Genomic DNA, 24,905 nt, shown 5'->3' on the forward strand with positions numbered 1-24,905 from the left:
CAATGAGCAGGTTTTTTAAAGATATACATATCCTATCACTTTCATTCCCTCCAAGCAAAGAAGAAGCATGAGTACAGGCGTCCGGCCGGCATTAGATGAGAAAAAAGACGATGTAAGCGAAATAAAGGGCGAGAACGCTGATTAAAATAAGTGTTGTTTCAAACAAACCATTGTGCTTTGCGGGTTTTTGTTTAGGTTTATACCGCGTTTGAGATACAGTGCCCTGCCGCGGTTTTGATTGCGGCGGCTTAGGCTTGGCGGCGGCTTTCCTTTTGCTCCCGGCGCTCTGTCCCGCCGTCAGGATGTCATGCTTCATGGCTTCCGCAGACGGATATTGGCCGTTTAAAGCAGAAAACAGAACCTTCTTATACTTATTCAGAAACGGGTGGCCTTCAATGATAGAACGAAGCTGTTCTTTCGGCTGTCCTGACTTTTTGCACTCTTTCTTCTGGACACAGTGGATCATGATCATTGCGACAGCAAACAGGTCATAGGATGGTTCTGCTTTTCTTGTTCCATACCCCCAATAGCCCCTGTCGTAAAACTCCGTATACTCTTTAATCGCGCGGCCCTGTTTTGTCGTTCCCCCTACATCAATGCAGCGAATGGCAGCCGGTGGTCCGGTTACAATGAGATTTTCCGGTTTGAGGTCGCCAAAAACCCACCCTTGCTGATGAAGGACTGACAAGCTGGAAAGAAGCTGCACCATCAGCACCGGAATCCACTCCGCTCCTTTACTGCTGATATATTGCGGAAGAAGCGGCCCTTCTATGTACTCCATCACGTAAAAAGAGACATTTTTATTCAGCTGCGGAATAAACGCGTCGTCCGCATCAAAAAAAGAAGGCCCCATCGTTTGCGACCGGGCCTTTGAAAAGGATTTTAAGACATTCACTTCAGAGGTAACAGACATGCTGTCGCTGCTTATTTTCAAAGCGACCTGTCCGCCTGATGCTTCTGCCAGATATACAATACCGTTAGCCCCTTTTCCAAGCTGTTTGAGCAATCTGTAGGATTTGCCGTTCCATTTGCCCTGAATTGCCGTCCCCGGTGCCAGACTACATGCCAAACTCGTTAAAGCGTCGTTCATCATCTGCCAACATGCTCCTTCTTGAGCGGATTCTCTCAAACTGCTGCGTCGCTTCCCGGATAGCGGGGCCCGTAGGGGTAATACCGCCGGTCGACAGCTTCGCAAAGAGTGCAGAAAGGGATTCAAGCTTCGGCGTCCAATTCAGCACAAGCTCAACTTCCTGGCTTTTCCCGGGAAATATACACATGGCAAATTCATTTTGCCCGGCTCGGGAATTTAAACTGATGGAAAGATCGATCAGCGCTTCTTTCACCGTCGGCAGTTTCGGCGCCATACTCGCACTCGTATCAACCAGCACAAGCACTTGCAGATGAACCGTTTCGCCGAGTTCATCAACCACTTCCATCACTTCGCCGCGTTTTTCAGGAGAAAGCTCTTCCATTTCAACGTTTTTCCCTAAGATTTGTTTAAGCTCTTGATTGACGACACCTTGCAGCGTCTGGGTCATTGCTTTTTTCGTCACCATTTGAACCGTCTGAGACAATTGTGACGCATACACAACTTGATGGACGCCGCCTCCGGCCATGGCGATGCCTTCAACTTCCTTCATTGCCTCTTGGTCAATCGCGTTTTCTTCCATAATTCCTATAACATTCACCGTAATCCCCTGCTCCTTGGCGAAAGCCGCCATTGCGATCGGGTCTTCACCATGATTGGAGCAGCCATCTGTAATCAGCAGAACTTGATTTAAATGTCCCTTATTCACATACATTCCTCCCGGTGATACGATTAGTCCCATCTTCGCCAGAAGGAAAGTGATTTATACGAAAGGATTAAGAAATCTCCTTTTTATTTTGGAAAACCGCCGGCACCGGTATGGAAGCCCATTTCGGCGTGTTGTGATCAATCCGGACAACAACCACTGTCATATCGTCTTCGATTTGACCGGAACGTGTTCTGATGACCTCTTCCATTAATATATCAGCGATTTCCTGAGGATCTTCGGTTTTCAGCCCTTTCATTTTCCGTTTCATCCACAGGTCGTGGTTTTCAACGTGCTTCGGCCCTTCAAAAATACCGTCACTCATCATGACGAGCAGATCTCCCGCTTTTAACTGTTCACTTACAACCTCCACATCAAATTCATTGATGATGCCGATCGGCAGATTGCTGGCCTGAACTTTCATGACTTGATCTCCCCGCTTGATAAAACTCGGCGTTGAACCGACCTTCAAGAATTTGCAGCTTGCATCCTGAAGGTCAATGATAGAAAGATCGAGAGTTGAGTAGATTTCGTCTGTCGTCCGTAAAGACAGAATACTGTTGATCGTTTTGATCGCTATTTTTTCATCAATACCTGATTCGAGGATTTTTTCGAGCAGCTTAATCGTTTCATTGCTCTCATAATGGGCCCTCGCCCCATTGCCCATGCCGTCACTGATCGCGGCCGCATACTTTCTCGCCCCCAGTTCCATCATGCTGTAGCTGTCTCCGGAGACAAGGCCGCCGCCTTTTGCCGCATGAGCTGCGCCTGTCGAGACCCGGTACGACTTGGTCGAACCGAACGCGACATGGCTGTAGCCATTCGGATGAGTCGAGTGCTGTTCGCTTTTGACAAGTATCTGCTCCTCAAGAATGTCAGACAGCATCGGGGCGATAATTTTCTCACTCTCGCCGTGTCCTCCGCTGAACGGGATTGTCATTTCGATATCAATATTGCCCTGCTCCAAGCTGTATATCTCGACATGCTGAATCTCGATTCCGAAATGCTGAAGCGCCTCTATCATTTGTTCTTCCTGAATAAAATGCTGCTCCCTCTCCCGTTTTATTTCCCGAGAAAAGTCCGCCATGACCTCAGAAACCCCCAACAGCTGCTCGGCAACAAGCCTTCTGCTGTCCTGAACTTTTCTCTTCAGTGTCAGATGGGCGTGATGGTGGGCAAGTTCGTCCTCAATCAGCTCTTCCACCTGTCTGGATTTGGAACAGTGCTGTTGAAACTCCTTTTTTAATCTGCGGTTTGAGGCATACTGTTTTTCTTCTGTTTCATGCATAACTTGTTTCATTAAGTCATATGTTTTATCAAAGTTTTGAACCCAGCATTTGCTTTTCTTATAGCAGGATTGGCAGGAATGCTCGGTGATTTTGCTTAAAAAGAGATCCACTTCCCCTTCTTCCGCCTGCTCATCGGAAGACGTCTGATGAAAGGTGGCGAAGCTCTCCGACAAGGCATGAAACACATTGGAGAACTGGTCTACTTTCTGGGCGGTGACATCTCTGATTTTCCTCGCGTACTGCTGCTGTTCCTGACTGTGCTCAGCAGTGCCCGGTATGTATCGCGCCACCTTTTTCGTAATCGATTGGGGCGTAATCAAAAACAAAACAACGGCAATCAAAGATTCATAAAGAGTGGTCATTAATCCGGCAGACCCCTCTCCATATAATGAAATCAGCAGTGAGCCGATCACTAACCCGACTGCGGCTCCGGCTTTCTTTCCTTCTTTCAGCAGCCCGCCAAGAAGCCCGGAAAACGCAAGCAGACTCATTTGATAGAGATTCCCGATATTCGCAAGCCCGAGGATCAGTCCGGTCACCACACCGACCGTACAGCCGATGCTTGCCCCGCCGACAAAGGAAAAACTCAGCACGACATAGCGGGCCAGGATATGTTCAGCCTGCATTCCCTGAAATGAAACACCGGCAAGCCCGGTTAAAACGGATGCGATCAAGATCATAAAACAGATAATTTCTTCTATTTTTAACGATTGCTTCACTTTTTTGATCGTGAAGATCGGCAGGCTTTGCAAAAAGATCAGCGTCAAAATAAAGGCCAGGCCCGCCTCGACAACAGCCATCACATAATCATAGGTGGTAAAAGCGCCGCTCTCAAAATAAACAAATCCGATTCTCGCGGCAGCCATAGAGAAAAACACCACGATCGGCAGCATCTTCACTCGGTCCTGCACGATATATGTACCGATTTTTGAAAATAGAGTGAAGACGGCCAAAGCTGTGAGAATCAATAAAGAGTGTTTCGGCGAAATGGTTAAAGCGCCCGCAAGTAAAGACAGACAGGCATAGAAGGCTTTATCTCTTCTGATCAAAAGCATCGCTCCGAAAAACGGCAGCGCAAACGGAAGAACCTCAGATAATATGAAAGCCCGTCCAAGTAAAAATCCGATCACGACATAAATGAAACCCTTATAGAAAAAAAGTGAATGCGCTTGATGGACTGTAAGCTTTGCCGCCTTTTCAAAAAACGATTGCAGTTTTTCCAGAGCTTGTCCCGCCATCGGCCCGTTCACTCTTCTTTCTGCTTTTTCCATTGCTCTCATCCCCCACCTGTTTTATTCGTTGCTTGTCATTATAAATGAAAGCCCAGATAGGATTTTGTCAAAAGAAGGTAACAATTCCAAAGAACTCTTCGACGCTTTCTCCCTTGTTCCCCTTTCCTTTCGTATTTCCTCCGACATTTCTCAAAAAGTTGTCTAAATATGAAAAAATCGGCTTCTGCAACAGAAGCCGATTCGCTTGATGACCCGTACGGGATTCGAACCCGTGTTACCGCCGTGAAAGGGCGGTGTCTTAACCGCTTGACCAACGGGCCATATATATATGGTAGCGGCGGAGGGGATCGAACCCCCGACCTCACGGGTATGAACCGTACGCTCTAGCCAGCTGAGCTACACCGCCATATAGGTGCTTATAAGCACAAGTTATATAATACAAAGGTTTCTTCATTCCGTCAACAGGAACTTTAAAGTTTTAATTTTCTGACTATACGGGTACATACAAAAAAAGCACCCGCTGGGATAGACGGATGCTCCATGTATTTATAGAAAGCAGCAAGTTATCCTCTTCTTGCTCCGCGCCCTCCACGTTTTGATTCCGTGTTTCGTTTTAAAGATGATAAGCGGTCTTCGCTATCTTTAAGAAACTTGTTCATTTTCTGTTCAAAAGATTCTTTCGGACGGAAATCATTTCTAGGTCTGGCTTGCGGACGGTCTTTAGCTTTTTTAATTGATAAACCAATTTTCCCGTCTTTTTCAACGTTGATGACTTTCACTTCAACTTGATCGCCGACTTTTAAATGCTCGTTAATGTCTTTTACATAATTATCGGCTACCTCACTGATATGAACGAGACCGGTTGAGCCTCCAGGCAATTCAACAAATGCTCCGAAATTTGTAATACCTGTTATTTTCCCTTGCAACTTGCTGCCAACTTCAATCGACATAAAAAAAGTGCTCCTCCTTAGGCTTATAAAAAGATCGTTTGTTTAATTATACCTAAATAAAAATTTAAGTGTCAACAAGGCTACTTGCTCTTCTTCTCTACATTGAAGAGAATCTCACCATTTCCTGACATAAACAAGTCTCTTCTGGCAAGCTCTGTGACGTAATCCTCATCCTTTAATTTGGAAATTTCATCTTTTAAATCAGCCTGTTTCGCGTTCAATTCTTTTACTTGTTTTTCCAGCCTAGCTTTCTTTTCTTCGTTTGCGCTAAGGGAAGAGGTCTGTGACCAAAGAGAACCCGCTAAGACAATAGCCGTCAACAACACAAGGGCGCCGAATACGATCAACCGTCTGAAAAGCCCTTTCCGCCTTCTTTTCATAAGCTGGGATTGCCGTTCAACCTGCTCTTTATAGTCGTTTTGAATTTCAGTTATTGTACGTTCTCTAGATAGATTCAAATCAGACGGTCCTCCTTTCACCTTTTCAAAATACGTATCATGGTCGATCTGATTGTTATGATTAGTTTCTTGCTCTTTTGTAAAAATCCTGCACTTTTTTGAAAATATCGTTTGAAAGTAAGACGCCACTTTTCAGGAAGAAGTTTCAATAATTGTTTCAACAGGAAAAACAGCGGATACAGCAAAAACGTTACGATCTTAAAAAGACACTTCGCAAAAAAGGCACTCACCCGATAGGAGTATAAAGAAATAGCCGTGATCAGCCCGATGAGCAGCTTAAAGAGCAGAAGCACCGGACGGAACAGCACGTGCTGAATGAGCTTTTTTGCGAATTGGTAAAGAGACACCGCAAGATGAATGGCAAATTTCAGTATTTTTATATACATTCGTTTAAACAGGCTTTGGTACGTCGCAATACCCAGTAAGACAGCCAAGAAAATGTATACCCTGAGTTCTCCTTCATTCACGTTGAGCAGCACATAGAAAAACAGCAGACCTTGTACAATCCAAAAGAGAATGTCATGAATGAATAACAGCCATCTGGCCGTTTTGGCGCGGCTGACAAACAGCCTGTATGTATCAAGCGACGCTCCGAGCCAGGCGCCCATACCGGTCATTGCCAGCATCGTATAAAATTGGGTGGTCAGCGTCATTTAAACAACTTGCTAAAAAACCCTTTAGCTTTATCCCCTTGCTGCTCGTCTAAATATACAAGGTCAAACACCCTGCCTTTTATAGATACAATCCCTTTTTCCACATCAAGATTTTTCATCTGCAGGTTCTCGCCTCTGACGGAAAGCATTCCCATAACCGTTTCCAGCAAAAACTCTTCGTTGTCAAAACTTTCTACATGCTTGACGCCCGAAATGTCTAAATGCTTTCTCCCTTTCATCGTTACATCATGCTGTTCCGGAACAGAAGAAGAACCTTTTTGCTCATAATATGAATTCATCTATTCAGCCCCCATATCCTCGATACTTTTAGCATTATTACTGCATTGTATGAGGCGGGTGCCTTGTTTAGAACAAGCCTATTCGCCGAGTTTTTCTTCCTTGACGATTGTATACATGCCCGCGGCTTCTTCTTTTTTCGTTGTTTCTTTCAATTCGTTTACCTTCACGGTGACAAGCTTTTGGCCGAAGCGGACCGTCAGTTCATCACCGGCTTTTACGTCTGAGCTGGCTTTCGCCTGATTCCCGTTAACGGTGATTCTCCCTTGATCGGCGACCTCTTTCGCCAATGTGCGGCGTTTAATCAATCTGGATACTTTTAAAAACTTATCAAGTCTCATATCAGAATCTCCTCTCCATTTCTTTTGCTTCATCCCACAATTTGTCCATTTCCTCAAGTGACATTGCGGTCAATTCAAGTCCCTTTGCTGCCGCTTCTTTCTCAATATAAGCAAAGCGTCTGCGGAATTTGTCATTTGTCATGGCGAGCGCTTCCTCAGGCTCAATTTTATAGTATCGGCCGATATTGACCAATGCAAATAAAACATCGCCGAATTCAGCTTTTAAGCTGATTTCATCTGCTGATTCGGCGGAAGCCTCTGCAGAAAATTCCTTCAGCTCTTCATTTACTTTATCCCATATATCCTGAACGTCATCCCAGTCAAAGCCGGTTTTTGCTGCTTTTTTCTGAAGCTTGGCCGCTTTTGCAAGAGAAGGCAGTGTTTTCGGCACGGCATCCAGCAATGAAGAGGATGTTGTTTGCTTTTCCGCCTTTTTGATTTCTTCCCAGTTGGCGACGACATCATGTTCATCCTGAACCTTAACATCCTTAAACACGTGCGGGTGCCGTCTGACCATCTTCGCACTTATGTCTCTGATGACATCATCAATTGAGAAATACCCCTCGTCTTCCCCGATCTGGGCGTGCAGCATAACCTGAAGCATGACGTCCCCGAGTTCTTCTATCATGTGATCCGTGTCCTCTTCGTCAATGGCCTCAAGCAGTTCGTAGCATTCCTCAATCATATATTTCTTTAATGACTGGTGTGTCTGCTTTTGATCCCACGGACAGCCGTTCGGCCCGCGAAGCTCGCGAATAATACTTCGGAATGCAGAAAATTCCTGGTAAAGGAGTTCTTCTTTTTTAATCGGCGGAACATACACGCTTGTTAAGTTATTTATTTCTACATTGCGGTCAAGTTCAAACAAAGGCACCTTGGTCATCTTTTCTCCCTTGCTTCCGGCTGCCGTGACGATGACCACTTCATAGTCGTCAGGCAATTTCTCCATAAGCGTCAGCTTTACCTCAGAGGCCGTCATCTGGTCATAAACCTGGCAAATGATCAGGTGATGGCGGAGTTCGAGCTCATCCGGCGTCATTGTTTGCGCATCCGTAAATTGAAACCCTTCAATCGGATCAATTCGCAAAGCATTAAAAGTGGCATCCAGAAAGCTTTGCCCTCCGGCAGTATGAACAGCTATCTGTTGTTCTTCCCGGCGTTCAAATAACAGCTGAATGGTTTTCTCAGCGACAAACGGATGCCCGGGCACAGCGTAGACGACATCCTCTTGCTTCGCTTTTTCAAACAGAATGTCCGCGATCTCTTCATAGACCGCTTCAAACTGATCATGTTTTTCATAAATATCATCAAAATACCGGATGTCCGCTTCCGTCTCTTGCTCTAATTCCGGAATCAAAGGGTGGTCTTTCGTTCTTATATATAAATGCTTCGCCTGAGTCAGCAGCTTATGTACGCCCACTGTCAACTGATCCATGTCTCCGGCGCCGAGGCCGACGACCGTAATGTTACCTGCCATGTTTTTCTCTCCTCTTTTTCAATTTGCTTAAAGCACTGCCGAAAGGAAGGCCGCTCAGCTCTTCGTCCGTGAAAATCTTCATTCTTATCATACAATAAATAAACAATAGCCCTCCGATGACTGACGCAGACAGACTCTCACATACAGCTCCGGCCCTGCTGACAGGAACAAATAACTGCCATAGCTTCATATATACGAGCAGAAAGAAGACCATCAGCAGACTGCACCAGCACAGACGGGCAATCACGCCTCCGATATTCGTCAGCCAGCCCTTCGACCAAATTCTCCGGAGATTCAGGCACGCAACTGCGGCAAATGCCAAGACGGTCGCCAGTGCCGCTCCTGTAATACCCCAGCCGGGGACCAGCCAAACATTCAGCACCCATTTCAGCGCCCCTCCCGCTAAAACGGATACGGCGGGGAAAACGGTATGTCCCGCTCCTTGCAGAATCGCGGCTGCCGTAAGCGCAATTGAGGCAAAAAAGATAGATAAGCTGAATATGTGTAAGGTCTGCGTCCCCTCACTGTTTTGGAAAAGCATGATATTCACCGGCTCTAAAATGCAAAAAAGCCCGGCTGATGCACCGATCCCTATCGCAAGGCAGAGCTTGACGGCTGATGTTGCTTTCTCTTTTATGATAAACGGCTTATTCTCATGCACCGCTTTTGAAATTGAAGGAACCAATGACGCGGCGATACTGACGGCAAACACGGTTCCCAGCTGAAGGAGCGGCTGTCCGCGGTCATATATGCCTTTCAGCTGTTTCGCGGCATGGCTCTCCGTCCCGTCTGAAAGCAGTGAATATAAGTTTAAGGCGTCTACAAGCTGAATCAAAAGCATGAGTACACTGCTGATACAGATGGTGACTGAATAAAGCAGCAGCTTTTTTACAATGACGGCCGTTTCGATATGTCCGCCGTCTTTCTTTGTTTCTTCCCGCTTATACCAAAAAACAGCCAATACACAAAGGGCCGCCAAGCTTCCGGCAATTGATCCCGAGGCCGCCCCCGCACCAGCCGCGTATAATGAACGGCCGCTTTTCAAAAGCCAGAAGGATAAACCGAGAAGCACCGCCACGCGAAGAAGCTGTTCCGTAATCTGGGATAAGGCTGACGGCATCATATCATGCACGCCTTGGAAATACCCCCTGAAAACCGCCGTAAACGGAAACAGTATGAAAGCGAACGCCGCGACCCTTATCAGCATCACAAGGCGGACGTCACCCATAAAACCGGCCAACGGCGCCGCGCCGGCATACATGAGCACAAACAGAACAAGTCCGGCCGCCGTGACATAAAGGGCGGAAATTTTCATTATTTTTTGTTTATGATCGCTATAATCGTTCATTAATTTTGAGATGATTACCGGAAAACCGGATGTTGACAGCATGACCGCGATCCCTAAAAACGGATACACCTGCTGATAAATGTAAAATCCGACGTCACCGACAATATTCTGAAAAGGAACCCTGTACACGGCGCTTAATATCTTCGTCACGATACCCGCAACGACGAGCACAAAAGCACCTTTCCATGCCGATTGCCGCTTGGCGCCAACTGAATCGTTCATCCAAAAGCTCCTTCCAGCCGCTAGAAAATTACGTCTATAAAACGAGCTTATTATATCACAATCCTAACGGCCGAACCGATAGAGAGCACATATGAATATGAAAAAGAACAGCACTTGTATAAGAGCTGCTCTTTCTCCGTTTTCTTATTTCAATAATGGTAATAAGACCTACTGCTCCATTTGTCTCGCCAAAAAACTGGCTGCCGTTTCTACTGCTTTATGTTCTACTTCTCCAAGTGCCTGTTCCTTGGAAAAGATGACCACGGCGCCGATAGGATCGCCATTTGCCACGATCGGAGCTATTGTATAGGAGCTCATATCTTCATCAATGTCATTAACAAGCTGCGCGGACTTCACGTCGTTTTCTACCACAGAGCTGCGCTGATCCATCGTTTTTTCGAGCAAATCGCTGATGGCTTTGTTCAGAAATTCTTTTTTCGAACTGCCGGAAACGGCAATATACGCGTCACGGTCGCAAATCAAGACGGAATGGCCGAGACTGTCATACAATGCATCTGCATATTCCTTCGCAAAATCGCCAAGCTCACTGATAGGAGAATATTTTTTCAATATAACTTCTCCGTCGCGGTCAACGAATATTTCAAGCGGGTCTCCTTCCCTGATCCGCAGTGTTCTCCGAATTTCTTTAGGGATGACAACCCGTCCTAGATCATCAATACGACGTACGATACCTGTAGCTTTCATCTCTCTGGTGCCTCTCTTTCATGTGATGATATTTAAGGGAAAGTACTAAAGCTCTTTACTTTATGTAGCTTCCGCCACTCGCTTGAAATTAGTATCCGTCACATCAAATGTAATATACACCAGAGAGTAACAATTTTTATGAAGACGCGATTGTTTCTTTCTTCACATCCTGAAGGCCTTTCAGCATGCCGAGCACGGTCTCCAGCCACTCTTCCGTTTTGCGGCCTTTCGTCTGTACTGAGATTTTCAGCTTTTTCCCTTCCATTCCCAGTCCGATCTGCCGGCCGTATTTATTGCCGAGTTCGAACAATTTCTGGCCGTCAATCTGTGCGCTGGCCTCTTCAGAAATGGTAAATCTGATCGCGTCTTTATCCTGCTTGATGAGTTCGACGCGTTCATATTTTCCGTATACCTTCATCTCAGCAACCGTAAACAGCCATTCAACCTCTTTAGGGTAGCTGCCGAACCTGTCAATGATTTCATCTTGAAGCTCATTTTTCTCCTCAATTGTGGCGATCGACCTGAAGCGTTTGTACATGTCGATTTTTTGCTTGCCGTCTTGTATATAGTTTTCAGGAATATACGCGTCCAGCTCGATATCGATTTCTGTCTCAAACTGTTCGCTTTTCGGAATATCGCCTTTCCGCTCTTCAATCGCTTCCTTGAGCATTTGCGAGTACAGGTCAAAACCGACTGAGTCGATAAAGCCGTGCTGCTGGGCGCCGAGAAGGTTCCCCGCTCCCCTGATCGTCAAGTCACGCATGGCGATTTTAAAGCCTGATCCCAGCTCGGTAAATTCTTTAATCGCCTGCAGCCGTTTTTCCGCCACCTCAGTGAGCACTTTGTCTCTGCGGTACGTAAAATACGCGTAAGCGACGCGGTTGGAACGGCCGACCCGTCCTCTCAGCTGATACAGCTGAGACAGCCCCATTTTGTCTCCGTCGAACACAATCAAGGTATTGACATTTGGTATATCTACGCCTGTCTCAATAATAGTCGTGCTGACAAGGACGTCTGATTCCCCTTCCAGAAAATTGAGCATGACGCTTTCCAATTCATTTTCGGTCATTTTTCCGTGGGCATATGCCACTTTCGCATCGGGAACAAGCATGGAAATTTCATCAGCCTTCCGCTCGATGTCATCCACGCGGTTGTACAAGAAATATACCTGTCCTCCGCGCGCCAATTCTCTTTCGATGGCTTCCCGCACAAGCGCGCCGTTGTATTCCACGACATATGTCTGAACAGGGAAACGGTTTTCCGGCGGCGTTTCAATAACTGATAAGTCCCGCACACCGAGCATGGACATATGAAGCGTACGCGGTATCGGCGTCGCTGTAAGAGTCAGCACATCGACATTAGCTTTGATCTGTTTGATTTTTTCCTTATGCGTTACGCCAAAGCGCTGCTCTTCATCAATGATGAGCAAGCCGAGATCTTTATAGACGACGTCTTTAGATAAAAGCCTGTGGGTTCCGATTACGATGTCTACCGTTCCGTTTTTCAGGCCTTTAATCGTTTCATTGGATTCTTTTCTCGTTCTGAATCGGCTGAGAAGACCGATGTTAATCGGATAGTCCTGGAAACGCTCCATAATGGTTTCATAATGCTGCTGCGCGAGTATTGTCGTCGGCACAAGAAGCGCGACCTGCTTTCCGTCGGCGATCGCTTTAAAGGCCGCTCGGATGGCTACCTCCGTCTTCCCGTAACCGACATCACCGCAAAGCAAACGGTCCATCGGGCGCTCTCTTTCCATGTCCTTTTTAATCTCCTGAATGGAACGGAGCTGGTCCTCTGTTTCCTGATAAGGGAAAGCAGATTCGAACTGCCGCTGCATTTCATGATCCGGCGAGAACGCATAGCCTTTGCTTGCTTCCCGTTCCGCATAAAGCTTAATCAGATCATCGGCAATATCCTGAACGGAGTTTTCAACTTTTTTCTTCACCCGTTTCCATTCACTGCCGCCCAGTTTATAAAGCTTCGGTTCTTTTCCTTCAGAGCCGACGTACTTCTGCACCTGGTCGATTTGTTCTACAGGGACGTACAGCTTATCGCTGCCCTGATAATGAATGTTGAGGTAATCTTTATGAATGCCTTTGATTTCTAGTGTTTCGATCCCCAAATACTTACCGATCCCGTGGTTGACGTGGACGACATAGTCACCGACCTGAAGCTCGGAATAGCTTTTGATCCGTTCGGCATTTGTCAGCTTCTGCTTTCTCGGCTTTTTCTTAATTCGGTTTTTGAACAGCTCTTCCTCCGTAATGACGGCCAGCTTCATCAGCGGCAGTTCAAAACCGGATTGCAGCTCGCCTTCCATGACATAGACCTGTCCTTGCACAAGCGCTTTGGAGCTGTCCGTTTTTGCGGCTTCAATTTCGTAATCAGCCAGCACGGATGCCAATCTGTCGGTTCTGTCCTTATTTGCGCCTAAAAAGACGACGGTGAAGTTTGATTTCTTAAAGCGCTCCATTTCACCTGCGAGCACATTCATCTGCCCGTGAAAACTCTGCATCTGCCGGCTTGTCACATTCACGATATTCTGAGGGCTTGTATGCTGGACATGACGCAAAAATAATGAATAATAAATAGCCGGGCGCCGCTTTTCGCTCATAAGCTCCTGAAAGCTGAAGGATAAATGAATGTCATGCAGAATTTTCCCTTCCTCAAGCAGACTTGTCATAAATTCGGCCTCTTCTTTTTGCAGCTGATCCTCCATTTCATGAATGCGGCTGACCTCGTCTAACAGTAACAACGTGTCTGCCGGTGTATAATCTAGCAAACTAGCAGGTTTTTCGTAAAAGTACGAGAGATACTTCACAAGTTCCTGATCAGTCTGTCCCGTTGATAACCGTTCTTTATCATGTGAGATATTGATATGAAGCATTTCCTTTTGTTTGTCCTGCTTCAGCTTTTTCAGACTGTCGGCAAGCCCTTTATCGAGCCTTTCCATTGCCCGGGCTTTTTCTTCCGCCCTGATGATCAATTCCTTCGCCGGTCCGATCGCCACATGTTTGAGCGTCTCAATTGATCTCTGGTCATCAGAATTGAAGCTTCTGATGGAATCGACCTCCGTATCAAACAGTTCAATTCTCACCGGATGCTCCGACGTCAGCGGATAAATGTCGATAATTCCGCCGCGAATACTGAATTCACCGGGTGCAGAAACCATATCGGATCGCTCATACCCCACCTCTACAAGGCGCGCGGACAGCTGATCCGGTTCTATATCGTCTCCGAGTGAAATGACGATCTGGCTGCTTTTCCACAGCTCCTTCGGCGGAAGCATTCTTCTCACTGCCGCCACGGGCGCCACAACGACCGGCGCTTCTCCGTTTGTTAATCTATTAATGACATCAAGCCGCTGAGCGCGCAGTTCAGGGCTCGCTACCGCAATTTCTGAAGAAATCAATTCATTCACGGGGTATAAAAAAACAGATTGATCCCCGAGAAGCGCCGTCAGATCTTCCGTCACTTTTTGGGCCTGATATAAATTATGGGTGATAAAGAAAATCGGCCTTTTCGTTTCCTGTGCAAGGGCGGAGGTAAAAACAGAACGCGCGGAACCTGACAGACCCGCAAGCAGCTGTTCCTTCAGCCCCTCATGTAAACCGTTGACAATGGATTTAAAATCATCGCTTTCTTTAATAAAGGTTTGAATGTTGTCCATATGGGCCCTCCTCTCTATTTTCTGCAAGAACAGAAAAACGCTTTGGTCTAGAATCTACACCAAAGCTTCTTATTGAATAAATGTGTTGTGTTCATGGTAGTGCGGATTGCGCTCCAGCGCCTCTTGGCAGTCTTCACAAATTGTAAGAACATGGACATCTCCATTGTCTTTATATGAAATCATATCGTTTCTTTCCTCATTTGTTAAGTGCTGAAATCCAAGTGACTGTGTCGGCACCGTCGAATATTCCAGGCTCCCTACCTTAAAGCCGCAGTGGCGGCAGAAATAATGCAAAGCCATACGTTGGACCTCCTGATGTGAAAAAATCATTTTTCCCTAGTATGGTCTCCCATTATTTATCTTATACATTTGCATTAAATTCGTTCATGACTTCTAAAAATGGTTTCGTTAAGGAAGCTTCGCAGGCTTTTACGGTTTTTGAGACGGCATCATTGATATGCGGCGCTTCTTCCTTCGTAAAAGCTCCCAGTACATAGTCAACGACTTTCATTCCGCCAGCGGGGCGGCCGATTCCGATTCTGACCCGGTCAAATTCAGGGGTTCCGAGGTGCTGTATAAGCGATTTAATTCCGTTATGTCCGCCTGCGCTCCCCTTCGTCCGAAGTCTGATTTTTCCCGTCGGAAGATCAAGGTCATCGTATATGACTTTCAGATCTTCATGATCGGCATCATAATAATCCAGTAGCGGCCGCAAACATTCCCCTGATAAATTCATATATGTAAGCGGTTTAACAAGTAGAACTTTTTTTCCGGAAACAAACCCCATTCCGTAAAGTCCGTTGAATTTCGTTTTATTCAATTCAATATTCCATTCTTTAGAAAGCTCGTCAATGGCCATAAAGCCGACATTATGTCTCGTGTTCTCGTAGGTTTTCCCGGGGTTACCGAGACCGGCAATCACAAGCATCGTAAATCCTCCCTCAACATCGCTGTAATTCTTCTCATTCTAGCACAAAAGACGTAACCTCGGGCGGGTTACGTCTTAAAGCGCTTATTGATTTTCTCCTTCGGGCTCTTCCCCAGGAGACGGTTCTGCATCTTCTTCGAATGCTTCCTGCTTAGGAGGAAGGATGGAAGCCACGACTTCTTCCGGATCGTTTGCAAATGTATAATTGCCGTCAGCAGTCAGATCTGCGATGGTCAGCACATCATTCATCTCAAGTCCTGAAATATCAACATTGATTGTCTGAGGGATGTCCTTCGGTCTGGCCTTAATCGAAAGCTCATGCAGCGGCTGCTGGATGACGCCTCCGTCTTTGACTCCCTTCGCCTCTCCCGTCAGCTGAATCGGCACCTCGGCCTCCAGCTCCTCACTCATATTCACGACTTGAAAATCGGCGTGCGTCAATTCGTTTTTGAGCGGGTCTGTCTGAAGATCAGTCACCATAACCGATTGCTGATTTCCGTTGACATCAATTGTGATAATCGTGTTTTTTCCTTCGTCCCGCAATGTTTTAAGCAATTCGACACTGTCTAAAGAGACAGGCGTATTCGTTGTTTCTTTACCGTATATAATCCCTGGAACATGTCCTGAATGACGGATTTTCCGAAGCGTCGAACGTTTAAAATCTGTTCTTTCATTTGCTTTTAAAGTTGCCATATTCAGCACCATCCTAATTATCGTTTTATCGTCCTATTAGAACAATACCCACAATAACTGGGATTTAAACCTTAAAGTTTCGGTTTAGCTGAATAAATAGCTGACAGATTGTTTCTCGTGAACGCGGATAATCGCTTCAGCCAGAAGCGGTCCGACAGAAAGCTGCTTAAAGCGGTCGATTTTTTTCTCATCAGGAAGCTTAATGCTGTTCGTTACGACAAGCTCCTTGATTTTAGAGTTATTGATCCGCTCAACGGCAGGACCTGACAGTACAGGGTGCGTACAGCATGCATACACTTCTGCAGCTCCGTTTTCAACCAGCGCGTTAGCGGCAAGTGTGATTGTGCCGGCCGTATCAATAATATCATCGATCAGAATCGCTGTTTTACCTTCCACGTTACCGACGATGTTCATCACTTCTACCTCATTCGGTCTAGGACGGCGTTTGTCGATAATCGCGATCGGCGCTTTCAGACGGTCCGCAAGTTTGCGGGCGCGCGTCACACCGCCGTGGTCAGGAGAAACAATGACGATATCTTTCAAGTCTTTACCTTCAAAGTAATGGCCTAAAATCGGAACACCCATTAAGTGGTCAATCGGAATATCAAAGAAACCTTGAATTTGCGGCGCGTGTAAATCAAGCGCGATCACGCGTGTCGCACCCGCTGTTTCAAGCAGGTTTGCAAAAAGTTTTGCCGTAATCGGTTCACGTGATCTTGCTTTTCTGTCCTGGCGCGCATAACCGTAGTACGGAATGACAATGTTGATTGTTTTCGCGGAAGCGCGCTTTAAAGCGTCAACCATAATCAGCAATTCCATGATGTGCTCGTTGACCGGCGCACTTGTAGACTGAATGATATAGCAATCACAGCCGCGAATACTTTCTTCTATGTTGATCTGGACCTCTCCGTCACTGAATCTTGTAACAGAGCACTTTCCTAATTGAACCCCTACATTATCCGCGATTTCTTTTGCAAGTTCTGGATTTGAATTCAAAGAAAAAATCTTTAAATTCTTATCTCCGTATTCGTTAGACATGGTAAACCTCCGATTTTAGGATTATTTTTTATGAATATTTTTCACATAATCTTCTTTATTTACTTGTCTTGCTCTGGCAATGGCAAGCGCTTCGCCCGGCACATCTTCAGTTACGGTTGAACCCGCAGCGACATATGCGCCTTCTCCCACTGTAACAGGAGCGACCAGATTGGAGTTGCAGCCAATAAAGGCGCCGTCTTCAATTTTGGTTAAATACTTTTTCTTCCCATCATAATTGACCGTGATGGAGCCGCAGCCCAGATTCACATCCGTGCCCACTTCGGCATCACCGATATAGCTTAAATGAGATGCTTTGCTCCGGTCGCCGAATTGTGTTTTCTTGATTTCAACAAAGTTTCCGATCTTCACTTCATTGCCGATTGCGGAATCGGGTCTGATGTGAGCAAAAGGACCGATATTTACATTATTCCCAACTTTGCTGCGATTGACAACGGATTGTTTAATCACAGTGCGGCTGCCGATTGAGCTGTCCTCTATCTCAGTGTGAGGGCCGATGACACATTCATCGCCGATTTCAGCTTGTCCCTTTAACACAGTTCCGGGATAAATAACTGTATCTTGTCCGATACGTGCGTCAGGTGAGATGTACGTATTCATCGGATCGATTAAAGTGACTCCGTTCTGCATATGCCGTTTGTTAATACGCTCTTTCATATACATTTCAGCCTGAGAAAGAGCGACTCTATCATTCACTCCGAGCGTCTCTTGGAAGTTACCAGTCTGGTAAGCGGCAACAGTTTCGCCTTCGTCTTTGAGGATTTCGATCACATCCGGCAGATAATACTCGCCTTGGGCATTTTCATTCGAAACCTGTTCGATGACACGAAAAAGAGCCTCGTTATCAAAACAGTACGTTCCCGTGTTAATTTCTTTCACAAGACGTTCTTGTTCCGAAGCATCCTTGTGCTCCACGATTTTTTGAACGGCGCCGTCTTCACTGCGGATGATTCTTCCGTATCCGGCGGGATCGTCGGCAACGGCCGTTAACACCGTGGCTTTTGCACCTTTGTCTGTATGTTCATTCAGCATGGCTTCCATCGTCTCCGCCGTCAGAAGCGGTGTATCGCCGCAAATAACGATCGTGACACCCTTTTCTCCGTGAAGAAATGGTTTTGCCTGTTTGACCGCATGAGCCGTACCGAGCTGTTCTGCTTGGAGAGCGTAATCGCTTTTCTGTCCGAGCTGCTTCTTCACATCTTCGGCGCCGTGTCCTACGATGGTGACAAGCTTCGCTAAAGATAATTTCAGAGCTTCGTCTGCGACGTGCTCTACCATAGGCTTTCCGCATACCGGATGAAGGACCTTGTAAAGCTTCGATTTCATTCTCGTTCCTTTTCCGGCAGCTAAAATCACTGCAAACCGCTTATCCATTTAATGGCCTCCAATATCCCTTTTATCCATAGAAAAATATATCCTAAATAGCTGTTGATTTCAAGAAGACATCAAAAAGTGCAAGAATTTTCTATGTAATCGCTTTATTACTGAAAAATCAGATTTAAAAAAGGACTGCCGGAAAAGGCCTTGTGTCAGCCTTTATCAGCAGTCCTTACATTTTGTTATGTTTAAGAAGCCCCGGCTTCTTCATATTCTAATGCTTCAGAATCACCCAAACGATGATACTCATTTAAAACAGCATCCTGGATCTTGCCCCGCGTGCTGGAATTAATAGGATGAGCAATATCGCGGAATTCTCCATCAGGGGTGCGTTTACTCGGCATCGCAACGAAAAGACCATTGTTTCCATCAATCACACGAATATCATGTACAACAAATTCGTGATCCAGCGTGATGGATGCAATCGCTCTCATGCGACCATCGGTATTCACGCGGCGTAATCTTACGTCAGTAACTTCCACAGTAGTTCACCACCTTTTCCCTATATAAAAGCATTAGTCTAACAATTCCACGATTCTTTTTAAATTCCTGCACGTTTCAAAAAGTTTTTTTGAAAATATAGGATATACATACACAATTAGGTGATAAACCATATTTGGGGATCATATACTGCATAAAAAAAGTGATCCCGGAGACCGGAACCACTTTTCTGAGATTTAAGATTTCACCAGCGCAATGACTTCAATTTCCACGAGAGCATCTTTCGGCAGTCTCGCCACTTCCACACAAGACCTTGCCGGCTTATGTACATCAAAGTATTGTCCGTACACTTCATTCACTTCCGCAAACTGCTCCATATCAGCAATAAATACCGTTGCTTTTACAACCGTCTCGAGAGAAGCGCCCGCTTCTTTCAGCACAGCTTTTAAATTGCTGAACACCTGATGCGTTTGTTCTGTGATATCACCGTTTACCATTTCTCCTTCAGCAGTAAGAGGAATCTGGCCTGAGCTGTAAAACATGTTGTTTACGATGATTCCCTGTGAATATGGCCCGATCGCTGCCGGCGCGTGTTTTGTATGGATTGCTTTTGTCATTTTTCTGTCTCCCCATTCTTTAAATGCTGTTCTTTAAAAAATCGCAGAAAATTGCCGTTTTGAATCTCAATCGTTTTGTCTTTCATATTGATGGTTGAAAGCGTGAGCAGTGACATGTATTCATCGACAAGCCGTTCATTCACTCCCTCGGCTTCAACCAAGACACCTATTCCCGCAACGTTTGCATTAAACTCATCAAGCAAACTGATCATGCCGTTAATGGTGCCGCCGGCTTTCATAAAGTCGTCAATAATCAAAACGTTCGAACCCGTAGCCAAACTTCTTTTCGCAAGCGACATCGTTTGAATGCGGTTAGATGACCCTGATACATAATTGATGCTCACCGTGGAGCCTTCCGTCACTTTATTGTCCTTTCGCACGATGACAACCGGAACGTTCAGATAACTTGCCGCTGCGTAAGCAAGAGGGATTCCTTTTGTCGCAACGGTCATCACCACATCAATTTCCCGCTCCGCAAAAACGGAAGCAAAAAGCCTGCCTACATGAGAGAGGACAGATGGTTTTCCTAAGATATCCGTTAAATATACATAACCGCCCGGAAGGATACGCTCAGGATTTACTAAAGACTGTCCCAGCTCCTGTATAAACGCTTCTGCTTCAGCCTGTTTCACTTTCGGAATGTATTTGACGCCTCCGGCAGCTCCCGGCACTGTAAGCAGCGTCCCAATGCCTTGCTGTTCAAAGGTCTGTTTAATAATCGTTAAATCTTCACTGATTGATGACTTTGCTGATTGATACCGTTCTGAGAAAAACGTTAACGGTATTAATTCATGCGGATGGGTTAACAAATAATTTGTTAAGTCCACCAATCTGCCGCTGCGACGAAACTTCATGAACTTACCCCCAAAATCCGAATAATTTAAAAATAATATAACTTAACATACGGATTTAATCAAGAGCATTCTGTTCGCCGATCATCCGCACCGCGTACACTTGATCACAGAAACCTCTTAACCCGTTATAAATCCGCTGCACCTTCGATTCGTATTGAACCAAACCGAATACAGTCGGTCCGCTTCCGCTCATTAACACCGCATCAGCGCCGAAGCGTTTCATTTGATTTTTAATCATCGCCACCTCGGGATGGAGGCTGAGCGTAACCGACTCCAATACGTTTCCTAATTGTCCGCATACCTTTTGGAAGCTTTTTTCTTCAATCGCGTCAATCATCGCCTGCACATCAGGATGCCGAACCTGCTGTAAGTTCAGCCGGCGGTATACTTCGGCAGTCGATACCCCGATCGTCGGTTTGGCGAGCACGACCCAGCAATGAGGCGGAGCACTGATGTGCCTGATTTTCTCACCGCGTCCGGTTGCCAGGGCAGTGCCTCCGTATACACAGAAGGACACGTCTGAACCGATTTCAGCTCCAAGCTCCGCGAGCTCTTCGACAGAAAGCTTTAAATCCCAAAGCCTGTTCAGCCCTCTGAGCGTGGCTGCCGCATCGCTGCTTCCGCCGGCAAGCCCTGCCGCTACAGGGATCACTTTTGTAATCATAATGGAAACGCCTTTTTTGACTTGAAACCGTTCTTTAAGCAGTTTGGCTGCCTGATAAGCCAGATTCCTTTGATCATCCGGAACAAAGCGGTTATGCGACGCCACTCTGATAACGTTTTCGGGCAGTTCTGTCAGTTCAATCCGATCTGCCAAATCAATTGTCGTCATGATCATCTCCACTTCGTGATAACCATCCGGGCGTTTACTCGTCACATCGAGGGACAGATTGATTTTGGCCGGCGCTTTTTCTAAAATACGCATAGCTTTCACCTACTTCTCCATCTAAACATAAGTATGAACATTGTATCACATTTGGAGACCCGGAGGTACTTATCGAAATTGACGCCGGTTTTGACAGCCGATAGAAAAAACCGGGGAACGGATTGTCCCCCGGGCCACTGCATTATCGGTTATTTTGGTTCTGAGCCGCCATCTGCTGTTCGGCAATCTCAATCGCGCGCTTTACCATATTCCCGGCGTCACGCGCCCGAATGCCTCCCCAGCCCTCGTTTTTCACCGTATCGTAAAAACCAAGGTCCTTCGCCAGCTCATATTTGAACTCATCTGACATAACTCCACGACGTCTGCCCAAACGAAACAACCCCTTTTATAGAATTGATCACCATTCGTGCACGCCACGATAAAACATGTGACACCTATAGCTTTCGTTTAATCGGCAGAAACTTTCGAGGGAATAATTAGAAGAGCTTTAGAAGGCAAAACAAAAAGCAGTAAACAAAAGGTTCACTGCCCATTAAAATGCTACTGAGCTTGCCGTATCGTCATTGAATGTCAATTCAACAGTCTCAGTCAGAATATCAGCATAACTGTATGAAACTCTTTCAAACGAATTCTCGTCTTGATCTAGTTGTATCACAAAAACAGAAGGGTACGTCTCAGCTAAAATGCCCGAACGCTCAATCGTTTTTCGGCGGCCGCCGTTTGCTTTTAACGTAAGCCGTTTACCTAAATTCCCATCAAGCGATCTTTTTATATCGGACAACGTCTTCGCCATTGCATCCACCTCACTACATTTATTGTACAACAAGAGCCCAATTTTGTCAAATAAAATTTAAATTATATCAACGTTAATAAGTCATTGTCAACAAAATTATTTTGACAAAATTCTATTGATTTCTCCGTTATTTTTCACAAGTTCCGGAAATTTATGTATCAATATGTAAAATAATTAACCCGCATAGCGAAATATATGCGGGTTTTATCACTCATCCATTTGATTTATACGGCATACCGACACGCAGCACACCCTTCGTTTCAATTCCTCCCAGCCCTTTCTCTCTCGTCAGCGTATTTCTCAGGACATCCCACACATTGATCCGCTCCATAAACGGGGTGAAGCTGATTTTCGCGACAATATATACCGGGTCAAGCGCATGGATATTGACGCGTGACGGCGAACTTGCGAAATTCGCGCCTGCTCTGATTAAAGACTCGAAATGAGATTGGCAGGCCCCCGCGAATATGACCAGCTGATCCAAATGAGGGACTTTACGCCTCGCTTTTTGAACGGTTTCGACAAAGTGTTTGGAATGCCTGTAGGCGCTTAAATCGTTCACGTCACCCTTATGCTTGGAATATGCATCATGGCCGGTGATGACTAAAATATCCGGCCTGTATTTATCAAGCAGCTCGTCAATTGATGCCGGCATTTTTTTCTCATGGCAGTGAATTCCGTATACCGGCACACCGATTTTTTCATAAAAGTTCAGGCACTTTTTCAAATAGGCCTCATCGCCGTCCAGATGCAATACCTTTCCGGGCATATGAAAGTAGTGCTCCTGATGCTGATATTGATTTGTCGCATAATATTCCTGTTTTTCCCGAAGCAGCTTATAATCCTGGCGGAGCAGCTCGAGAGATTCATTCATCCTGCTTTCATCTCTTTTCTTTCTCATGGCCTGTTCGTCTTTTCTGACAGGCTCCAAATCAGAAAAATCAGCATCCGCAATCAATCTGACTTCGTCACCATGCAGGATGGCAATTGAATTTCCGTTGCTTGTTTGCTCTATACCGATAATGCGAAATAAAACATCCATTTGATAGGATTTCCTGGCTACCATATCTCCTATTTGAAATTGCACGTTACCCACTCCACAAATAGACTAAGCCTCATCATGAAAGAAGTCTTGGCAAATACACCTCTTTCCGCTGCGGCGCTTGATGTTTCAAGCTTTTCTTGCAGTTGAATGAATAAGGTTCTCCTCTAGCCTATGTAGCGGCAGTCCAAGTGGTGACGCAAAACAAAAAGCCCTCTTAGAAAAGGGCTTTATGCAATCCGTTGGACAGGAGCGCGAATTCTTCTATGGACAGGGATTCACCGCGCCGCTTTCCGTCAATATTCGTTTCTTGAAGAACTTCTTCAATTTGAGCTTTTTTCTCTTTTCCGTCCGGAAGATTGTTCACAAGGTTGTTCAGCAAGGTTTTCCGGCGCTGTGCGAAGCTTGCTTTAATCAGCTGGAAGAAAAACGGTTCATTATCGACATCAACCGCCGGGCCGTCACGAAGCAAGAGACGGATGACGGCTGAATCGACATTAGGCTGAGGCACAAACACCGTTTTCGGGACGGTCATGACGGTTTTGGCCTCCGTATAGAACTGAACCGCAATGGAAAGCGATCCGTACTCCTTAGAGGAAGGATCAGCGGCCATCCGCTCAGCGACCTCTTTTTGCAGCATCACGACAATTCCTTTTAACGGAAGATGTTCTTCCAATAGCTTCATGATGATAGGCGTCGTCACATAATATGGGAGATTCGCCGTCACCATAATTTCATCACAATCCTGAAACTGCTCTTCAATGACAGATTTTACGTCTGCTTTCAGCACATCTTGATGAATGATCGTTACATTGTCATATGGAGACAGCGTATCATTGAGAATGGGCAGCAGGCGCTGATCAATTTCAAACGCGACGACCTTTTTCGCCCGTTTGGCAAGCTGCTCTGTCAGCGCGCCGATTCCGGGCCCGATTTCAATGACTCCGGTCCGATCCGTAATTTCCGCATGGTCCACAATTCTGTCCAATATATTTGTATCAATTAAGAAATTCTGTCCCAGACTCTTTTTAAAAGAGAAACCGTACTTTTTCAGAATTTCCTTCGTTCTGATAGGTGTCGCGATATCTTTATTGTTCATCCTGTTCCTCCTGCCTCATAGCATCGAGCGCATCAATAAAATCACTTCTTTTGATTTGAAACATTTGCAGCCGTTTTTGAAGCTGCTTGCCGTTTGTATAGCCGATCTTCAGCAGGTCGCCCAATCGTTCGCGGCGTCTTTTGGCAGCCGGTCCGCCGATCAGACCGGCCTGTATGACATCTTCAGCTGAAATCTCACTCGGCTTTGCCTCCATCTCTTCATGCACATTTTCCAGACATGCTCTGATGCTTTCAATGGATGCGTGCTCAACGCCAATGCCGCGCTTGTTTTTCGGTTTGGCAAGGTGTTTGGGCAGAAATGCGTGTTTACAGCCGGGTACTGCTTCAGAAATGGTTTTCCGGATCTTTTCCCCCGGAAAATCCGGGTCCGTCAGCACGATGACCCCTCTCGTTTCCTGCGCCAGCCGTATCTGCCTGATGACTTCGTCTCCGATTGCGGAACCGTTTGTCTCGATCGTATCCGCATCAACGGCAAGTTTTATGCGCGCAGTGTCATCGCGTCCCTCGACTACAATAATTTCTTTAATTTTCATTACTTCCTCCAAAAAAACTTTTTATATCCAAAACGAAACCTTTGCTTGCACGTCACGTCTAATATACTGAAAATACACTTTACCTATTATAACGAAAAAAACAGAGGGCGCAAAACCCTCTGAGTGAATCG

26 protein-coding genes and 2 tRNA genes are annotated in these 24,905 nt (G+C 45.9%); all 28 read right to left on the reverse strand.

Annotation, left to right across the window (positions count from 1 at the left end; translation table 11 throughout):
* Positions 1-91: 91 nt before the first annotated feature.
* Positions 92-1,093, reverse strand: a complete 1,002-nt coding sequence (locus tag SB724_RS18415; RefSeq protein WP_014304202.1) for a protein kinase domain-containing protein — start codon at positions 1,091-1,093, stop codon at positions 92-94.
* A complete protein-coding gene (locus SB724_RS18420) occupies positions 1,059-1,796 on the reverse strand; it encodes a vWA domain-containing protein (protein ID WP_004264624.1) in 738 nt (245 codons plus the stop codon). The genes SB724_RS18415 and SB724_RS18420 overlap by 35 nt, the downstream gene beginning before the upstream one ends.
* Positions 1,797-1,863: 67 nt before the next feature.
* The gene (gene spoIIE, locus SB724_RS18425; RefSeq protein ID WP_007409936.1) at positions 1,864-4,353 is read right to left on the reverse strand and encodes a stage II sporulation protein E; all 2,490 of its coding nucleotides are present in this window, start codon (positions 4,351-4,353) and stop codon (positions 1,864-1,866) included.
* A gap of 209 nt (positions 4,354-4,562) precedes the next feature.
* Positions 4,563-4,634: transfer RNA gene (locus SB724_RS18430), tRNA-Glu, on the reverse strand.
* 9 nt (positions 4,635-4,643) lie between these two features.
* A tRNA-Met gene (locus tag SB724_RS18435) sits at positions 4,644-4,720 on the reverse strand.
* Between the two features lie 157 nt (positions 4,721-4,877).
* Positions 4,878-5,264 (reverse strand): S1 domain-containing RNA-binding protein, encoded by a 387-nt coding sequence (locus SB724_RS18440; protein WP_004264630.1) that lies wholly within the window; start codon positions 5,262-5,264, stop codon positions 4,878-4,880.
* Between the two features lie 80 nt (positions 5,265-5,344).
* Entirely contained in the window at positions 5,345-5,722 is a 378-nt protein-coding gene (divIC, locus tag SB724_RS18445; RefSeq protein WP_032858294.1) for a cell division protein DivIC, read from the reverse strand.
* A 17-nt stretch (positions 5,723-5,739) separates the two neighbouring features.
* Positions 5,740-6,375: a spore cortex biosynthesis protein YabQ gene (yabQ, locus tag SB724_RS18450; protein WP_007615182.1), complete on the reverse strand. Its 636-nt coding sequence runs from the start codon at positions 6,373-6,375 to the stop codon at positions 5,740-5,742.
* Positions 6,372-6,674 carry a sporulation protein YabP gene (gene yabP / locus SB724_RS18455; protein WP_004264638.1) on the reverse strand — a complete coding sequence of 101 codons (303 nt, stop codon included), beginning with the start codon at positions 6,672-6,674 and terminating at the stop codon, positions 6,372-6,374. Before yabP ends, yabQ begins: the two co-directional genes overlap by 4 nt.
* A gap of 78 nt (positions 6,675-6,752) precedes the next feature.
* Entirely contained in the window at positions 6,753-7,013 is a 261-nt protein-coding gene (locus SB724_RS18460) for an RNA-binding S4 domain-containing protein (RefSeq protein ID WP_007409934.1), read from the reverse strand.
* A 1-nt stretch (position 7,014) separates the two neighbouring features.
* On the reverse strand, positions 7,015-8,490 hold the full coding sequence (gene yabN, locus SB724_RS18465) for a bifunctional methyltransferase/pyrophosphohydrolase YabN (protein ID WP_410572244.1): 1,476 nt from the start codon (positions 8,488-8,490) through the stop codon (positions 7,015-7,017).
* Positions 8,480-10,060: a putative polysaccharide biosynthesis protein gene (locus SB724_RS18470; RefSeq protein ID WP_410572246.1), complete on the reverse strand. Its 1,581-nt coding sequence runs from the start codon at positions 10,058-10,060 to the stop codon at positions 8,480-8,482. Before SB724_RS18470 ends, yabN begins: the two co-directional genes overlap by 11 nt.
* Before the next feature lie 168 nt (positions 10,061-10,228).
* Complete coding sequence (gene spoVT / locus SB724_RS18475) at positions 10,229-10,765, reverse strand: stage V sporulation protein T (protein WP_004264646.1); 537 nt, start codon at positions 10,763-10,765, stop codon at positions 10,229-10,231.
* A 136-nt stretch (positions 10,766-10,901) separates the two neighbouring features.
* Positions 10,902-14,435, reverse strand: a complete 3,534-nt coding sequence (mfd, locus tag SB724_RS18480) for a transcription-repair coupling factor (protein ID WP_410572248.1) — start codon at positions 14,433-14,435, stop codon at positions 10,902-10,904.
* A 69-nt stretch (positions 14,436-14,504) separates the two neighbouring features.
* Complete coding sequence (gene fin / locus SB724_RS18485; RefSeq protein ID WP_004264650.1) at positions 14,505-14,735, reverse strand: anti-sigma-F factor Fin; 231 nt, start codon at positions 14,733-14,735, stop codon at positions 14,505-14,507.
* 61 nt (positions 14,736-14,796) lie between these two features.
* A complete protein-coding gene (gene pth / locus SB724_RS18490; protein WP_025650338.1) occupies positions 14,797-15,363 on the reverse strand; it encodes an aminoacyl-tRNA hydrolase in 567 nt (188 codons plus the stop codon).
* Positions 15,364-15,447: 84 nt separating this feature from the next.
* On the reverse strand, positions 15,448-16,056 hold the full coding sequence (locus tag SB724_RS18495) for a 50S ribosomal protein L25/general stress protein Ctc (RefSeq protein WP_032872190.1): 609 nt from the start codon (positions 16,054-16,056) through the stop codon (positions 15,448-15,450).
* An 84-nt stretch (positions 16,057-16,140) separates the two neighbouring features.
* Complete coding sequence (locus SB724_RS18500; protein WP_004264656.1) at positions 16,141-17,094, reverse strand: ribose-phosphate diphosphokinase; 954 nt, start codon at positions 17,092-17,094, stop codon at positions 16,141-16,143.
* Positions 17,095-17,115: 21 nt separating this feature from the next.
* The gene (gene glmU, locus SB724_RS18505) at positions 17,116-18,486 is read right to left on the reverse strand and encodes a bifunctional UDP-N-acetylglucosamine diphosphorylase/glucosamine-1-phosphate N-acetyltransferase GlmU (protein WP_410572251.1); all 1,371 of its coding nucleotides are present in this window, start codon (positions 18,484-18,486) and stop codon (positions 17,116-17,118) included.
* Between the two features lie 191 nt (positions 18,487-18,677).
* Entirely contained in the window at positions 18,678-18,971 is a 294-nt protein-coding gene (spoVG, locus tag SB724_RS18510) for a septation regulator SpoVG (RefSeq protein ID WP_004264660.1), read from the reverse strand.
* A gap of 195 nt (positions 18,972-19,166) precedes the next feature.
* Entirely contained in the window at positions 19,167-19,547 is a 381-nt protein-coding gene (gene ridA / locus SB724_RS18515; RefSeq protein ID WP_004264663.1) for a 2-iminobutanoate/2-iminopropanoate deaminase, read from the reverse strand.
* Complete coding sequence (gene purR, locus SB724_RS18520; protein ID WP_004264666.1) at positions 19,544-20,401, reverse strand: pur operon repressor; 858 nt, start codon at positions 20,399-20,401, stop codon at positions 19,544-19,546. Before purR ends, ridA begins: the two co-directional genes overlap by 4 nt.
* Positions 20,402-20,456: 55 nt before the next feature.
* On the reverse strand, positions 20,457-21,326 hold the full coding sequence (gene ispE, locus SB724_RS18525) for a 4-(cytidine 5'-diphospho)-2-C-methyl-D-erythritol kinase (protein ID WP_007409927.1): 870 nt from the start codon (positions 21,324-21,326) through the stop codon (positions 20,457-20,459).
* A gap of 142 nt (positions 21,327-21,468) precedes the next feature.
* Positions 21,469-21,657 (reverse strand): small, acid-soluble spore protein, alpha/beta type, encoded by a 189-nt coding sequence (locus SB724_RS18530; RefSeq protein ID WP_011996172.1) that lies wholly within the window; start codon positions 21,655-21,657, stop codon positions 21,469-21,471.
* Between the two features lie 162 nt (positions 21,658-21,819).
* Complete coding sequence (veg, locus tag SB724_RS18535; RefSeq protein WP_007615173.1) at positions 21,820-22,080, reverse strand: biofilm formation stimulator Veg; 261 nt, start codon at positions 22,078-22,080, stop codon at positions 21,820-21,822.
* A 211-nt stretch (positions 22,081-22,291) separates the two neighbouring features.
* The gene (yabG, locus tag SB724_RS18540) at positions 22,292-23,167 is read right to left on the reverse strand and encodes a sporulation peptidase YabG (protein WP_032872185.1); all 876 of its coding nucleotides are present in this window, start codon (positions 23,165-23,167) and stop codon (positions 22,292-22,294) included.
* Between the two features lie 172 nt (positions 23,168-23,339).
* Positions 23,340-24,221: a 16S rRNA (adenine(1518)-N(6)/adenine(1519)-N(6))-dimethyltransferase RsmA gene (rsmA, locus tag SB724_RS18545; RefSeq protein ID WP_038456675.1), complete on the reverse strand. Its 882-nt coding sequence runs from the start codon at positions 24,219-24,221 to the stop codon at positions 23,340-23,342.
* Complete coding sequence (gene rnmV / locus SB724_RS18550) at positions 24,211-24,774, reverse strand: ribonuclease M5 (protein WP_004264696.1); 564 nt, start codon at positions 24,772-24,774, stop codon at positions 24,211-24,213. Before rnmV ends, rsmA begins: the two co-directional genes overlap by 11 nt.
* Positions 24,775-24,905: the final 131 nt, after the last annotated feature.

It is taken from the genome of Bacillus sp. SIMBA_031, from assembly GCF_046535225.1.
GTDB classification, from domain to species: domain Bacteria; phylum Bacillota; class Bacilli; order Bacillales; family Bacillaceae; genus Bacillus; species Bacillus velezensis.

Coding starts and splice junctions, on each gene's coding strand:
- rnmV (WP_004264696.1), bottom strand. CDS start 24,774: ATGAAAATTAAAGAAATTATTGTAGTCGAGGGACGCGATGACACTGCG.
- yabN (WP_410572244.1), bottom strand. CDS start 8,490: ATGGCAGGTAACATTACGGTCGTCGGCCTCGGCGCCGGAGACATGGAT.
- spoIIE (WP_007409936.1), bottom strand. CDS start 4,353: ATGGAAAAAGCAGAAAGAAGAGTGAACGGGCCGATGGCGGGACAAGCT.
- SB724_RS18440 (WP_004264630.1), bottom strand. CDS start 5,264: ATGTCGATTGAAGTTGGCAGCAAGTTGCAAGGGAAAATAACAGGTATT.
- purR (WP_004264666.1), bottom strand. CDS start 20,401: ATGAAGTTTCGTCGCAGCGGCAGATTGGTGGACTTAACAAATTATTTG.
- glmU (WP_410572251.1), bottom strand. CDS start 18,486: ATGGATAAGCGGTTTGCAGTGATTTTAGCTGCCGGAAAAGGAACGAGA.
- SB724_RS18470 (WP_410572246.1), bottom strand. CDS start 10,060: ATGAACGATTCAGTTGGCGCCAAGCGGCAATCGGCATGGAAAGGTGCT.
- mfd (WP_410572248.1), bottom strand. CDS start 14,435: ATGGACAACATTCAAACCTTTATTAAAGAAAGCGATGATTTTAAATCC.
- spoVT (WP_004264646.1), bottom strand. CDS start 10,765: ATGAAAGCTACAGGTATCGTACGTCGTATTGATGATCTAGGACGGGTT.
- rsmA (WP_038456675.1), bottom strand. CDS start 24,221: ATGAACAATAAAGATATCGCGACACCTATCAGAACGAAGGAAATTCTG.
- ispE (WP_007409927.1), bottom strand. CDS start 21,326: ATGCGTATTTTAGAAAAAGCGCCGGCCAAAATCAATCTGTCCCTCGAT.
- fin (WP_004264650.1), bottom strand. CDS start 14,735: ATGGCTTTGCATTATTTCTGCCGCCACTGCGGCTTTAAGGTAGGGAGC.
- SB724_RS18495 (WP_032872190.1), bottom strand. CDS start 16,056: ATGGCAACTTTAAAAGCAAATGAAAGAACAGATTTTAAACGTTCGACG.
- ridA (WP_004264663.1), bottom strand. CDS start 19,547: ATGACAAAAGCAATCCATACAAAACACGCGCCGGCAGCGATCGGGCCA.
- veg (WP_007615173.1), bottom strand. CDS start 22,080: ATGGCGAAGACGTTGTCCGATATAAAAAGATCGCTTGATGGGAATTTA.
- yabP (WP_004264638.1), bottom strand. CDS start 6,674: ATGAATTCATATTATGAGCAAAAAGGTTCTTCTTCTGTTCCGGAACAG.
- SB724_RS18415 (WP_014304202.1), bottom strand. CDS start 1,093: ATGATGAACGACGCTTTAACGAGTTTGGCATGTAGTCTGGCACCGGGG.
- SB724_RS18460 (WP_007409934.1), bottom strand. CDS start 7,013: ATGAGACTTGATAAGTTTTTAAAAGTATCCAGATTGATTAAACGCCGC.
- pth (WP_025650338.1), bottom strand. CDS start 15,363: ATGCTTGTGATTGCCGGTCTCGGTAACCCCGGGAAAACCTACGAGAAC.
- yabQ (WP_007615182.1), bottom strand. CDS start 6,375: ATGACGCTGACCACCCAATTTTATACGATGCTGGCAATGACCGGTATG.
- SB724_RS18500 (WP_004264656.1), bottom strand. CDS start 17,094: ATGTCTAACGAATACGGAGATAAGAATTTAAAGATTTTTTCTTTGAAT.